General features: G+C 63.6%; 15 protein-coding genes. 12 read left to right on the top strand and 3 right to left on the bottom strand.

Annotated features, from left to right (window positions below):
- From DVB37_RS05940 to DVB37_RS05950, 3 genes are read right to left on the bottom strand one after another with little or no spacing between them, the layout of a single operon-like run.
- Entirely contained in the window at nucleotides 1-786 is a 786-nt protein-coding gene (locus DVB37_RS05940) for an N-acetylmuramoyl-L-alanine amidase (protein WP_120154261.1), read from the bottom strand.
- Nucleotides 787-789: 3 nt separating this feature from the next.
- Entirely contained in the window at nucleotides 790-1500 is a 711-nt protein-coding gene (locus tag DVB37_RS05945) for an SAM-dependent methyltransferase (RefSeq protein ID WP_046802594.1), read from the bottom strand.
- Nucleotides 1497-2099: a Maf-like protein gene (locus tag DVB37_RS05950; RefSeq protein WP_046802595.1), complete on the bottom strand. Its 603-nt coding sequence runs from the start codon at nucleotides 2097-2099 to the stop codon at nucleotides 1497-1499. The genes DVB37_RS05945 and DVB37_RS05950 overlap by 4 nt, the downstream gene beginning before the upstream one ends.
- Before the next feature lie 134 nt (nucleotides 2100-2233).
- Here DVB37_RS05950 and DVB37_RS05955 point away from each other — a divergent pair, with 134 nt between their 5' ends.
- The 12 genes from DVB37_RS05955 to DVB37_RS06015 all read left to right on the top strand — a co-directional run bounded on the left by DVB37_RS05955 (nucleotide 2234) and on the right by DVB37_RS06015 (nucleotide 13012).
- Complete coding sequence (locus DVB37_RS05955) at nucleotides 2234-2833, top strand: DUF177 domain-containing protein (RefSeq protein WP_046802596.1); 600 nt, start codon at nucleotides 2234-2236, stop codon at nucleotides 2831-2833.
- 52 nt (nucleotides 2834-2885) lie between these two features.
- A complete protein-coding gene (gene rpmF / locus DVB37_RS05960) occupies nucleotides 2886-3068 on the top strand; it encodes a 50S ribosomal protein L32 (protein WP_006218037.1) in 183 nt (60 codons plus the stop codon).
- 59 nt (nucleotides 3069-3127) lie between these two features.
- Entirely contained in the window at nucleotides 3128-4195 is a 1068-nt protein-coding gene (gene plsX / locus DVB37_RS05965) for a phosphate acyltransferase PlsX (protein WP_046802597.1), read from the top strand.
- Nucleotides 4195-5181: a beta-ketoacyl-ACP synthase III gene (locus DVB37_RS05970; RefSeq protein WP_046802598.1), complete on the top strand. Its 987-nt coding sequence runs from the start codon at nucleotides 4195-4197 to the stop codon at nucleotides 5179-5181. Before plsX ends, DVB37_RS05970 begins: the two co-directional genes overlap by 1 nt.
- 94 nt (nucleotides 5182-5275) lie before the next feature.
- Complete coding sequence (gene fabD / locus DVB37_RS05975; RefSeq protein ID WP_120154263.1) at nucleotides 5276-6211, top strand: ACP S-malonyltransferase; 936 nt, start codon at nucleotides 5276-5278, stop codon at nucleotides 6209-6211.
- A gap of 4 nt (nucleotides 6212-6215) precedes the next feature.
- Nucleotides 6216-6965, top strand: a complete 750-nt coding sequence (gene fabG, locus DVB37_RS05980) for a 3-oxoacyl-ACP reductase FabG (protein WP_046802600.1) — start codon at nucleotides 6216-6218, stop codon at nucleotides 6963-6965.
- A 183-nt stretch (nucleotides 6966-7148) separates the two neighbouring features.
- Entirely contained in the window at nucleotides 7149-7388 is a 240-nt protein-coding gene (gene acpP, locus DVB37_RS05985) for an acyl carrier protein (protein ID WP_003813816.1), read from the top strand.
- A gap of 185 nt (nucleotides 7389-7573) precedes the next feature.
- The gene (gene fabF / locus DVB37_RS05990) at nucleotides 7574-8803 is read left to right on the top strand and encodes a beta-ketoacyl-ACP synthase II (RefSeq protein WP_046802601.1); all 1230 of its coding nucleotides are present in this window, start codon (nucleotides 7574-7576) and stop codon (nucleotides 8801-8803) included.
- Between the two features lie 486 nt (nucleotides 8804-9289).
- Complete coding sequence (gene rpoE / locus DVB37_RS06000) at nucleotides 9290-9889, top strand: RNA polymerase sigma factor RpoE (protein ID WP_006218045.1); 600 nt, start codon at nucleotides 9290-9292, stop codon at nucleotides 9887-9889.
- A gap of 12 nt (nucleotides 9890-9901) precedes the next feature.
- Nucleotides 9902-10417 carry a sigma-E factor negative regulatory protein gene (locus tag DVB37_RS06005; RefSeq protein ID WP_046802603.1) on the top strand — a complete coding sequence of 172 codons (516 nt, stop codon included), beginning with the start codon at nucleotides 9902-9904 and terminating at the stop codon, nucleotides 10415-10417.
- Nucleotides 10417-11487, top strand: coding sequence for a MucB/RseB C-terminal domain-containing protein (locus DVB37_RS06010; RefSeq protein ID WP_104143024.1), 1071 nt, complete (start codon nucleotides 10417-10419; stop codon nucleotides 11485-11487). Before DVB37_RS06005 ends, DVB37_RS06010 begins: the two co-directional genes overlap by 1 nt.
- A gap of 115 nt (nucleotides 11488-11602) precedes the next feature.
- Nucleotides 11603-13012, top strand: a complete 1410-nt coding sequence (locus tag DVB37_RS06015) for a DegQ family serine endoprotease (RefSeq protein WP_370638769.1) — start codon at nucleotides 11603-11605, stop codon at nucleotides 13010-13012.
- Nucleotides 13013-13137 lie beyond the last annotated feature (125 nt).

Consider the following 13137-nt stretch of genomic DNA (forward strand, 5'->3'; position numbering starts at 1 on the left):
CTACAGCATTGCAAACATGATCGCGGCGGTTTCCAGGTCTGGCTGGCCGTCGTGCAAGCTGGGCCGGTAGTGCATCTGGAATGCGGCCAGCGTATTGATCGTGGCGGGGTCCAGCTTGCCGTCCTGCCCGCAGGCGTAGCCCAGCCGCTGCAACTGCTGCTGAAACCATGCCACGTCGGGCAATCCTTGGGCCTGCAACCGAGCCAGATGCTGGGCCGCGCCGGCCTCGTCGTACCAGCGGCCGATACCGGCCGCCGCCAGGGCCTTCCAAGGGAACAGTGGGCCGGGATCGACCTTGCGCTGCGGCGCGATGTCGCTATGCCCCACGACGTTTTCGGGCGCCACACCATGGCGTTGGATCAGATCGCGCAGCAGGATCGTCAGCGCCCGCACCTGACGGTCGTTGTAGGCGTGCCAGACGGGTTTGCCGTCGGCGCCTTCGGTCCAGCCCGGGTTGACGATTTCGATACCGATCGACGTGCTGTTCATGGCGATATTGCCGTACCAGGAACTGGCCCCGGCGTGCCATGCGGCACGATTTTCATCCACCAGCCGATAGGCGCGCCCGGCGTCGTTGATCAGGTAGTGCGAACTGACCTTGCCCTGCGATAGCAGCTTGAGCGAGGTGGCGTCGTCAACCGTGGTGTAGTGCAGAACGATGCTGCGTACGCGGCTGGCCTGGCCGACGGCGGTTATGGATGTGTCTAGATCCAGGCCGGCCGGGCCACGCGCGGCGCAGCCGGCTAGCACTGCCGTGGCCAGCAGGGTGGTGATAAGGCGAAACATGAGTTAGCGGGCCAGATAGAGGAAAAGCGTGGGCAGCTTGTCGAGTTGGGGTGCCGGCAGTTTTTTCCAGTCGGCCACGGTGTGCGTGACCACCCACTCGTCCGCGGTGGTGACCGAACGGGCCACGCACAGCTTGGTATCGCCTTTCAGCGCGGCCAGCAGGGTGGAGAACATGGCCGCGTTGCGATAGGGGGTTTCGATCAGCAACTGCGTCTGGTTGTGCTTGGCGGAATGCTGCTCCCAGGCTTTCAACTGCTTGGCGCGCTCGGCCGGGTCCACCGGGGCGTACCCGTGGAAGGCAAAGCGCTGCCCGTCCAGCCCACTGGCCATCAGACCCAGCAGGATGGACGACGGGCCCACCCACGGTTTGACCGTGATGCCCAGGCGGTGCGCAGCGTCCACGACTTTTGCGCCAGGGTCCGCCACGGCAGGACAGCCGGCTTCGGACACCAAGCCGATTTCGGCGCCGTGCTTGACCGGCGCCAACCAGGCGTTGATCTGCCCGACGTCAATTTTGTCCGTCAGGGTGTGAATCGTGATTTCCTGAAGTGGGCGGGTTGTGCCGATCAGTTTGAGAAAGGCGCGTGCCGTCTTGGCATTTTCGGCGATGTAGGTGTCCAGGCGTCCGGCCAGCGCACGCACGTCGGCGGGCAACCAGCGTTCGGGCGGGGCATCGCCCAGGCCCACGGGAATCAGGTGCAGGGCGCCGCTCATGCCGGCCCGCCCGGTGCGTCCAGCGGATCCAGGCCAAACTGCGCCAGCATGCGCGTCAGCGCGATCAGCGGCAGCCCGATAATGGCGGTCGGGTCATCGCTCTGGATGCTTTCCATTAGTGCAATACCCAGGCTTTCCGCCTTGGCGCTGCCTGCGGTATCGTAGGGTTCTTCGGCGCGCAGATAGGCGTCGATGGCGCGTTCTGACAGCTGGCGAAAGTGGCAACGCGTGACGATGTCGGCTTGCTCGATGCGCTGGCCGTCCGTAACCGCCAGCGCGCTATGAAATTCCACGATCTGGCCCGACAGGGCCCGCAATTGCGCCTGGGCGCGCGGGAAGTCGCCCGGTTTTCCGATAGGCTGGCCGTCGATGGTCGCCACCTGATCCGACCCGATAACGATGCTGCCCGGATGGTTCGCCGCCACGGCCATGGCCTTGGCCACCGACAGCCGCAAGGCCAGCGCGTCGGGCGTTTCGCCCGGTTGTGGCGTTTCGTCCACATCGGGAGAAACGGCGGTAAAGGGCAGGCGCAGGCGCGATAGCAATTCTTTGCGGTAAGGCGAGCTGGAAGCGAGGATCAGGCTAGGCTTTGAAGGCATGCGGTATTTGACGTTAAAGCGTAAGTCGCAGTATTATCTAACGTTTTGCGGGATTTTTGCAGCGCGAAGGCGAAAGCTTTAAGCCTCTGAGTGCAGTGGCCTTAGTGCGGTGGAATCTCGCAAATGCAAAGGATTTGATCATCAAGCGCATCGATGCATTCGCATTTGCCCATAGCGGCAAGCAAGCGCAAGGCACCATACCTCTTGTGCGGTTTACGCGCGCGGTTGAAGGGTTACCCGAACAACCGCCGGGCGATGCCGGGCTTGTGACGTGGTCCGTGCGCGGTGAGATTGGCAAGTCAGGGCTGTTGCTTGGCCGGCCGCTTCTGCATGTTCACGTGCAGGCGAATCCGGTGCTGGTATGCCAACGGTGCAATGCGCCGTTCGTGTATCCGGTCGATAGCGAAGTCCTCTTGCAGCTGGTTAAGTCTGAAGCCGACCTTGACGATGGTTTTACCAACGGTGATGTTACCGACGGTCATTCCGCCGGCAGCGACGACGAAGACGAAGAAGGAAATGGTTTTGTGTCCAACCAACCCGAAAAGGTGGTGGGTTCACATCATTTTGATCTGCTGGCCCAGGTCGAAGATGAGCTCATTCTGAGCGTTCCGTATGTGCCCAAGCATGATGTATGCCCGGGCGCGCAGGCCAAAGTCAGCGAAGTTCCTGAAGAACCCGCTGTCAAGCGTCCGTCGCCGTTTGCGGTGCTGGAACAACTGAAGCACAAAGATTGAGATCAACATCGGGCCGCATCGCGTACAATGCGCCCCGTTTCTAGGAGTCATCATGGCCGTTCAACAAAACAAGAAGTCCCCCTCCAAGCGCGGTATGCACCGTTCGCACGATTTTCTGGTTGCTCCGTCGACCGCCATCGAGCCGAACACCGGTGAAACGCACCTGCGCCACCACATCAGCCCCAATGGCTTCTATCGTGGCCGCAAGGTCCTGAAGACCAAGGCCGACGAATAAGGCCCCCGGGCCGAACTCGTACTCGGACCAATTCGGCTGAACGCTGATACCTGGCACCCGTGATACGCATCGCCATAGACTGTATGGGCGGAGACTTCGGTCTGCCCGTCACGATTCCGGCTGCGATCGAGTTCGCCCGGCAATTTCCGGATACCCGGCTATTGCTGGTCGGGCTTCCCGACGCGATCGAAGCGGCGCTCTCCGAGCACCGCGACGTTGCGCGCGATCGTATGGAAATCGTGGCGGCTTCTGAAGTCGTCACCATGGACGACCCGGTCGAGGTCGCCCTGCGCCGCAAAAAAGACTCCTCCATGCGCCTGGCCGCCCAGTCCGTCAAGGACGGGCGTGCCGACGCCTGCGTTTCCGCGGGCAACACCGGCGCATGGATGGCCATTTCACGCTACGTGCTCAAGACGCTGGACGGCATTGACCGGCCCGCTATCGCCACGTCCATTCCCAACCAGACGGGCCGCGCCACCACGGTGCTGGACCTGGGGGCGAATGTGGACTGCACGGCCGAGCACCTACTGCAATTCGCCATCATGGGCGCCGCGCTGTCACAAGCCGTCGACCACCGTGAAAGCCCGACCGTGGGCTTGCTCAACATCGGCGAAGAAGTCATCAAGGGCAACGAAGTCGTCAAGGAAGCCGCCGAGCTTCTGCGCGGCAGCCCCTTGAATTTCTACGGCAACGTGGAAGGCAACGACATCTTCAAGGGCACGGTCGACGTCGTCGTTTGCGACGGCTTTGTCGGCAACGTCGTGCTCAAGTCCGTTGAAGGGCTGGCGAAGATGCTGTCCAGCATCATCCACGAAGAGTTCAAACGCAATATTTTCACGTTGCTGGCCGGGGCTATCGCCAAGCCCGTGCTGAACCGCCTGCGCAACCGCGTCGATAACCGCCGCTACAACGGCGCGGCGTTGTTGGGCCTGCGCGGCGTGGTCATCAAGAGCCACGGTTCCGCGGATGTCTACGCCTACGGTTTTGCATTGCAGCGCGCCCGTGAAGCCGTAGTGAGTAAACTGCTGGAGCGCACCGCTCAGACGGTCGCTCAGATTACCAAGCGCGTTCAGTCGGAAGAGGGCGCCGCAACGCCTCCCGCGAACGTGGCTGGGGACACCGCTTGATGGATACCGCAATGAAATATTCCGCAATCGCGGGCACCGGCAGTTTCTTGCCGGAACGCGTGGTTTCGAATGACGAACTGGCTGCGGAACTGGCGACGCGCGATATCGCCACGTCCGATGAATGGATCGTCGAGCGCACGGGCATCCGTCAGCGCCACCTTGCCGAGCGTGGCGTCACGACCAGCCAGCTTGCCACGGAAGCATCGCGCCGCGCGCTGGCCGATGCGGGCGTGGACGCCTCCGAGGTCGACCTCATCATCGTCGCCACCTCCACCCCCGATTTCGTGTTTCCCAGCACGGCCTGCCTCGTGCAAGCCAACCTGGGCGCCAAGGGGTCGGCGGCATTCGACGTCCAGGCCGTGTGCAGCGGCTTCGTCTACGCGCTGACCACTGCTGACAGCTTCGTGCGCGCCGGCCGCGCCCGTTGCGCGCTGGTGATCGGCGCCGAAGTGTTTTCGCGCATTCTTGACTGGAACGACCGCAGCACGTGCGTGTTGTTCGGCGACGGCGCGGGCGCCGTGGTGCTCAAGGCGTCCGACGAACCCGGCATCATGGCCGCGCAGTTGCATGCCGACGGCAGCCAGATGAAGATCCTCAGCGCTGCGGGCAACGTAGCCTATGGCGACGTCACCGGCGACCCGTTCCTGCGCATGGACGGGCAAGCGGTGTTCAAGCAGGCCGTCACCGTGCTGGATCGCTCGGCGCGCGACACCTGCGCCGAAGCCGGCATCGAGGTCGCCGACGTCGACTGGCTGATTCCTCACCAGGCCAACGTGCGCATCTTGAACTTCCTGGCGCGCAAGCTTGCCGTGCCGGTCGAGAAAGTCGTCATTACCGTTGATAGCCACGCCAACACCTCCGCGGCCAGCGTGCCGCTGGCACTGGATGCCGCGCGCCGCGATGGCCGCGTCAAGCCCGGCCAGCTCATCCTGATGCAAGGCGTGGGCGGCGGATTCACCTGGGGCTCGGTACTCGCTCGCATGTAAGTGCGCGTCCCGGCGGATGGCGCATCGCGCGCCGCCGCCGCGAGGGCACGCCTGACATCCCACACAGATACTGAATCAATCCAACCGGTCAATCATGAAAATTGCTTTTGTCTTTCCCGGCCAAGGGTCGCAAGCTCTCGGCATGCTGGATGCCTGGTCGGGCGTCGCTGCCGTCACGGATACCGTGGCGCGTGCTTCTGAAGCGCTGGGCCAGGACCTGGGCGCGTTGATCGCGCAGGGCCCGGTGGAACAGCTGAACCTGACGACGAACACGCAGCCCGCCATGTTGACGGCCGGCGTGGCGTTCTACGCTGCCTGGACCGCTGCTGGCGGTCGCAAGCCGGACGTTGTCGCCGGCCACAGCCTGGGCGAATATGCCGCGCTGACCGCCGCCGGTTCGCTGGCGCTTGAAGACGCGGTGCGCCTGGTGCGCGTGCGCGCCGACGCCATGCAGGCCGCCGTGCCGGTCGGCACCGGCGCCATGGCCGCCATCCTGGGCCTGGACGATGACGCGGTGCGCAATGCCTGCGCTGCCGCGGCCCAGGGCGAAGTGGTCGAAGCCGTCAATTTCAACGCGCCCGCGCAAGTCGTGATCGCCGGCCACAAGGCCGCTGTCGAACGCGCCTGCGAACTGGCCAAGGCCGCCGGCGCCAAACGCGCGCTGCTGCTGCCGGTGTCCGCGCCTTTCCATTCCAGCCTGCTCAAGCCCGCCGCCGACGTGTTGGCCGGCGCATTGGCGAACGCCACCGTGTCCGTGCCGCAGATTCAGGTCATCAACAACGTTGACGTGGCCTCGCCCACGGAACCTGGCGCGATCCGCGATGCGCTGGTGCGTCAGGCATGGCACCCTGTGCGCTGGGTGGAAACCCTGCGCGCCATGAAGGCGCAAGGCGTCACGCACGTTATCGAATGCGGTCCCGGCAAGGTGCTGGCCGGACTGACCAAGCGTATCGACCCCGAACTTACCGGCCTGGCCATCACCGATCCTGCTTCACTTGAAGCCGCGTTGGCCGTCGTTAACGGAAATTAAAGACATGGACAACTCGATCGAACTGCAAGGCAAGATCGCGCTGGTGACCGGCGCCACGCGCGGGATCGGCCGCGCCATTGCCCAGGAATTGGCCTCGCGCGGCGCAACCGTCGTTGGAACCGCCACCACGGAATCCGGCGCGGCCGCCATCACCGAAGCCTTGGCGCCCCTGGGCGGCCGTGGCGTGGTGCTGAACGTGACCGACGCCGAAGCCTGCGACGCGCTGATTGACGCGCTTGGCAAGGACGGCGGTGGCCCGCACATCCTCGTCAACAACGCCGGCATTACCCGCGATACGTTGGCGATGCGCATGAAAGACGACGACTGGTCGGCTGTGCTGGACACCAACCTGACCTCCGTTTTTCGCCTGTCGCGCGCCGTGATGCGCAGCATGATGAAGGCCCGCTGGGGACGCATCATCAACGTCACCTCGGTCGTCGGTTCCAGCGGAAATGCGGGCCAGGCCAACTACGCCGCCGCGAAGGCCGGCGTGTCGGGCATGTCACGCGCCCTGGCTCGTGAGTTGGGTAGCCGCAACATTACCGTGAACTGCGTCGCGCCGGGTTTCATCGACACCGACATGACGCGCGCGCTGGCCGAGAGCCAGACCACGGCGCTGCTGCAACAGATTCCGCTGGGCCGTTTGGGCTCGCCCGAAGACATCGCCCATGCGGTGGCCTTTTTGTCCGGGCCGCAAGCGGGTTACATTACCGGCACCACCCTGCACGTCAACGGCGGGATGTACATGCAATAAATCACGAATTGCGCACCAGGCGGCTCAGGCCGTCGCGCAGTTCAACCGGAAACGCCGCATACCGATATTCCTGTGCCTGCGGGCGACAGAACCAGTGCGCGGTGTTATTTTTGTCACGGCCAGGCGTTGCTTTCCTCTACGCTTGGCTATAATTCGCGGGATTTTTCCCAATTGGAGATCTGCATGGAAAGCATCGAACAGCGCGTCAAGAAGATCGTCGCTGAACAACTTGGCGTTAACGAAGCCGAGATCAAGAACGAATCCTCCTTCCTTGACGACCTCGGTGCCGATTCGCTCGACATGGTCGAACTGGTCATGGCGCTCGAAGACGAATTCGAGACCGAGATCCCCGACGAAGAGGCCGAAAAGATCACGACCGTGCAACAAGCGATTGACTACATCAATTCGCACGGTAAGCAGTAAGCTCAACCTATATCGTTCCGGTTGCCCGACATTCGGGGCCAGCCGGGAAACGGGGCGGTTTCAGGAATTTGCCGTGTGGTCCGCGTGCGGGAAGGGCGTTGTAATGCCCGACCCGCTTTCGCGCGGGCCACACGTGCAGCGCATCCCGAAAGCCGCCTTTCTTTTGTCTGTTTGAGGAGTCATCCGTGAAGCGACGTGTCGTCATCACCGGCCTGGGTATTGTTTCTCCCGTTGGAAACGACCTGACCACCGCTTGGGACAATATCGTCAACGGACGTTCTGGCATCAGCCGCATCACCCGTTTCGATCCCTCGGCCATCACCACGCACATTGCTGGCGAAGTCAAAGACTTCGACATCAGCACCTATATCTCAAGCAAAGAAGCCCGCCAGATGGATACGTTCATCCATTACGGCCTGGCCGCGGGGATGCAGGCATGGCGTGATTGCGGTTTGGAAGTCACCGAAGCCAATGCCGAGCGCATTGGTGTCATCGTGGGTTCCGGCATCGGCGGTTTGCCGCGCATTGAAGAAACCCAGGTCGAATACATGGCCAAGGGTCCGCGGCGCATCTCGCCGTTCTTCGTGCCGGGTTCGCTGATCAACCTGATCTCCGGTCATTTGTCCATTGCCTATGGCATGAAGGGTCCCAGCTACGCCGTCGTTTCGGCCTGCACGACCGGTCTGCATTGCATCGGCGACGCAGCGCGCCTGATCGAATACGGCGACGCGGACGTCATGGTTGCTGGCGGTGCGGAATCGACCGTGTCGCCGCTGGGTATCGGCGGTTTTGCCGCCATGCGCGCCTTGTCGACCCGTAACGATGACCCGGAAACGGCATCGCGTCCCTGGGACCGCGACCGCGACGGATTCGTGCTGGGCGAGGGCGCCGGCGTTCTGGTCCTTGAAGAGTACGAGCATGCCAAGAAGCGCGGCGCGCGCATCTATGGCGAATTCGCCGGATACGGCATGAGCTCGGACGCGCACCACATCACGGCTCCGGACAAAGACGGCCCGCGTCGCGGCGTTATCAACGCGCTGCGCAACGGCGGCTTGAACGCTGACGACATCCAGTATGTCAACGCGCACGGCACGTCGACTCCCCTGGGCGACAAGAACGAAACCGACGCGCTGAAGCTGGCGTTCGGCGATCACGCCAAGAAGCTGGTGGTGAATTCGACCAAGTCCATGACGGGCCACCTGTTGGGCGCGGCCGGCGGCATCGAAGCCGTGTTCACGACCTTGGCCGTGTACAACCAGGTTTCCCCTCCCACGATCAACATCTTCAATCAAGATCCGGAATGCGATCTGGATTACTGCGCGAACGAAGCGCGGCAGATGAAGATCGACATCGGCCTGTCCAACTCGTTCGGCTTCGGCGGCACCAACGGCTCGATGGCCGTTCGCCGGGTCTGATTTGGAAGGCTCCGAGGCAGGGCGCTGGTCATTTCGGGTGCCCGTCGGGCGGCCGGCCAATGGCCACGTCCTGTGCGCGGTGGCCGGCGCCGCCGCTGCGGCTTGCGCGTCGGTAGCAGCGCTTTGGCAAGGCATGGGCGGCTGGGCATTCGTTGCGCTGCTGCTTGTGCCGGCCGGGCTGTTACACTCGGCACGGAGCGGCCTGTCCCCGGTATCGGCATTACGTACGGCAACCGGGGCAGGGCGTTGGCAGGTGCGTCAGCCGCAAGGCTGGCAAGACGCGCGGTTGCTGGATCAGCAGCGCGGCCCCCGCTGGCTTACGCTCACTTTGCAGCTTTTGCCCACCGGGAGTACGGTCTTTACAAATAGCACAATCACCCTCACCGTCTGGCAGCGGACGTTGCAACCCGAGTCCTGGCGGCGGTTATGCCTGCTGACGGGCACGGCGCAACGAGCGCGGCAGGCGGCACGCCCGCAGGAGGCGTCATGAGCGAACGCGAAGTCGACGCGGAGTTGGTCGCGCGCGTTCAACGAGGCGATAAAAAGGCGTTTGATCTACTGGTGCTGAAGTACCAGCGCAAGATCCTGCGCCTGCTGGCCCGGATGATCCGCGACCCATCGGAAATCGAAGACGTGGCCCAGGAAGCTTTCATCAAAGCGTACCGAGCCTTGCCCCAGTTTCGGGGCGACAGCGCCTTCTACACCTGGTTGTATCGTATCGCCATCAACACGGCGCGCAACTGGCTGGCCTCGCAAGGCCGGCGCCCCAGCGCACCCAATGCGATAGAAACGGAAGACGGTGAAACTTTTAACGAAACCGACAACCTAACCGATATAAGCACGCCGGAATCCATGGTCGCCAGCCGCGAAATCGCCGAGACGGTGAACGCGGCAATCGAGGAATTGCCCGAAGAATTGCGCACCGCAATTGTCCTGCGTGAAATCGAAGGTATGAGTTACGAAGACATCGCCCAGAGCATGGACTGCCCTATTGGTACGGTGCGCTCCCGCATTTTTCGTGCGCGCGAGGCCATTGCAACCAAATTGCGTCCATTGCTTGGCACCGATGCCGAGCGTCGCTGGTAAGGAGTGGCAGTCATGCAAACAGCAGCCAAGTCCGTTGAAATCGCCGAGGCCTCCTGGGAGGAATCGGTTTCCGCCTGGATGGACGGAGAAGATTCCGACGATATTCTTCCCAGTCTGTTGTCCAAGGAAGGACGTCAGACCTGGGACACCTATCATTTGATCGGTGATTCCCTGCGCAATGCCGATCTGGCATTGACCCCTAGCGCCGCGTTCCAATCGCGATTGGCGCGCGCGCTGGACGCGGAGCTGCCGATTGTGGCGGCGCCCCGGCGCCGCTCGCCGTTGCGGGTCGGCCTGTCGGGCCTGGCCGTGGCGGCCGCGGTTGCCACGGTTGCCTGGGTGGCACAGCCTTACCTGACTGGCACGCCGGCAACGGAAGTGCGTGTGCTGGCCGATGCCAGCGGCACGCCCGCTTCCGCCACCGCCGCCGATGACGCCGGCCTGCGCGACTACCTTGAGGCCCATCGCCAGATGGCGGGCCCCAGCGCGGTGCGTCAAGTGTCGTTCGACGTCGGAGCAGGACGTTGATGGCGATAGCGTTACCGACACGTTGGCCGCGCGCAGGTTCCTGGCATGCCCATCGCGCGGGATGGTTCGCCGCTACGCTTCTGACCGCTTTCCTGTCCGCCCATGAGCCGGCGCGCGCCGCCGATGCGGCCCCGGCCACGGACGATGTGGTCCAACTGCTGACCCGCATTCAGCAGGCCGCGCGCAAGCAGGACTACGCGGGCGTCTTCATGTATCAGCAAGGCGAGATGATTCAGTCATCGCGCCTGGTGCATGTGCTGGACGGCACCGGCGAGCGCGAGCGCCTTGAGATCCTGGATGGCCAGCCGCGCGAATACCTGCGGCACAACGACGACGTGCAATGCCTGATCCCGGAACGCAAGACCGTGCTGATCGAGCGCCGTCGTGGCGACCGGTTTCCCGGCCTGCTGCTGGGCGACCCGGCCAATCTTTCCGAACACTACAAAATCCGTACCGAGTCCAAGCTGCATCGGGTGGCAGGCCGTGAATGCCGCCTGATCACGATCGAACCGCTGGACAAGCTGCGTTATGGCTACCGCCTGTGCGCTGACGTTGAAACGAATTTGCTGCTGAAGGCGCAAACGCTCAACGCCGCCCGGGGTGTGGTTGAGCAGGTCTCGTTCACGTCGCTGCGCCTGGGTTCCGAAGTGGATCCGCAACAGCTCAGTTCCCGCTGGAGCACGCGCGACTGGAAGGTGCTGGAACCCTCGATGACCCCAGTGGACCTGATGGCCCAGGGGTGGCGCATTCCGGCGCCCAAGGGCTTCAAGGTCATCATGCAGGTGGCGCGATCAATGGGCCGCGGCGCAACGGTCAGCCAGATGGTGCTGTCCGATGGCCTGGCCGCCATCTCGGTGTTTATCGAACCTTATGACAGTGAGCGCGGGCATCATCCTCCGCCGGGCCCCGCGCAGCGTGGCTCTATCACGGTGTATGGCACGCGCATTGCTGATTTCTGGCTGACGGCCGTGGGCGAGGTGCCCGTGGCCACGCTTGAACAGCTGGCGCAAGCGACCGAATACGTGCCGACCGCGGCAACGGCCGCACCGCCGGCCGCCACCCCCAAGTGACGCACGCCACAGCCACAAGCAGCAAGCAGCAACTTCGGAGTAATTTATGAAAGCAATGACGGTGTCGAACGCTTTTTTCCGGCGCTTTGTGGTGGCCGTGGCGGCGGGCGTATTCATGTCCACGGCCTACGTGCCCGTTGCGACGGCGCAGACCCCGACGGTCGCGCTGCCCGACTTCACGGGCATTGTTGAAAAAGCGGACCCCGCGGTCGTGAACATCCGCACGACCGCCACGGTGCCCGTGCGCGGCCCCGGTCCGGGCGGCGGCAGTGATCCGTACGAATTGTTCCGCTGGTTCTTCGGGCCAGACCTGCAGCCGCCGGGCGGGGGGCAATCGCCCATGCCGCGCCAGCGTCCGCAGCCGCCCCAGCCTGAAGAGCGCACCGTGCCGCGTGGCGTGGGCTCCGGCTTTTTCATTTCGACCGACGGCTATATCCTGACCAACAACCACGTGGTGGTTGACGCAACCGACATCTACGTCACGCTGACCGACGGCCGCGAATTCAAGGCCAAGGTGATCGGTACCGACGAACGCACCGACGTGGCGCTCATCAAGATCGAAGCCAAGGACATGATTCCGCTGGTCATTGGCGACCCCAAGAAATTGAAGAAGGGCCAATGGGTACTGGCGATCGGCTCGCCGTTCGGCCTGGATTCCACCGTGACCTCCGGCATCGTCAGCGCAATCGGCCGCGATACCGGCGAATACCTGCCCTTCATCCAGACCGACGTTGCCGTCAACCCCGGCAACTCGGGTGGGCCCCTGATCAATCTGGACGGCGAAGTGGTGGGCATCAATTCCCAGATCATCTCGCGTAGCGGTGGTTTCATGGGCATCTCGCTGGCCATCCCGATCGACGAAGCGATGCGCGTGGTTGACCAACTGCGCGCCACCGGCAAGGTCACGCGCGGACGCGTCGGCGTGCAGATCGGCGAAGTGGGCAAGGATGTGGCCGAAGCCATCGGCCTGCCCAAGGCCGAAGGCGCACTGGTCAGCAGCGTGGAAGCTGACGGCCCCGCTGAACAAGCGGGCGTGCAGCCGGGCGACGTGATCCTCAAGTTCAACAACGAGCCGATCAAGCGCTGGTCCGATCTGCCCCGTATCGTCGGCGAAACCAAGCCCGGCACGCGCGCTGACATGCAAGTGTGGCGCAAGGGTAAGAACCTGACGCTGTCGGTCAAGGTGGGCGAGATTCCGACCGAGAAGGCGGCCGCTGCCGCGAAGAAGGCTGCGCCGGCGCCTGAAGTAACCAACGCGCTAGGCCTGGGCGTGGTCGATGTGCCGGCCGATGTCCAAAAGAAGCTGCGCATCAAGGGCGGCGTTCAGGTGAAGGTTGCCGAGGGCGCGGCGGCCAAGGCGGGCTTGCAGGAAGGCGACATTGTGTTGGCTCTGAACGACACCGATGTCACCGGCGCCAAGCAGTTCGGTGAACTGGTGGCCAAGTTGGACAAGAGCCGTTCCGCCGGTTTGCTGGTCCGCCGTGGCGAGCAGACTCAGTGGGTCGCGGTGCCCGCATCGAAGTAGGGCGGCTTCGGCCGGTTGGACCGCCTTTTTACCCGGGGGCGGCCCACCGGCAGAAAAATTTGCCCAAGACCGGCTAAAATGGCTGGTTGCCGCAAGAGGGGGCGCTTGGGCGCCCCCTCGTTTTG

The organism is Achromobacter sp. B7 (genome assembly GCF_003600685.1).
Lineage (GTDB): Bacteria > Pseudomonadota > Gammaproteobacteria > Burkholderiales > Burkholderiaceae_B > Achromobacter > Achromobacter spanius_B.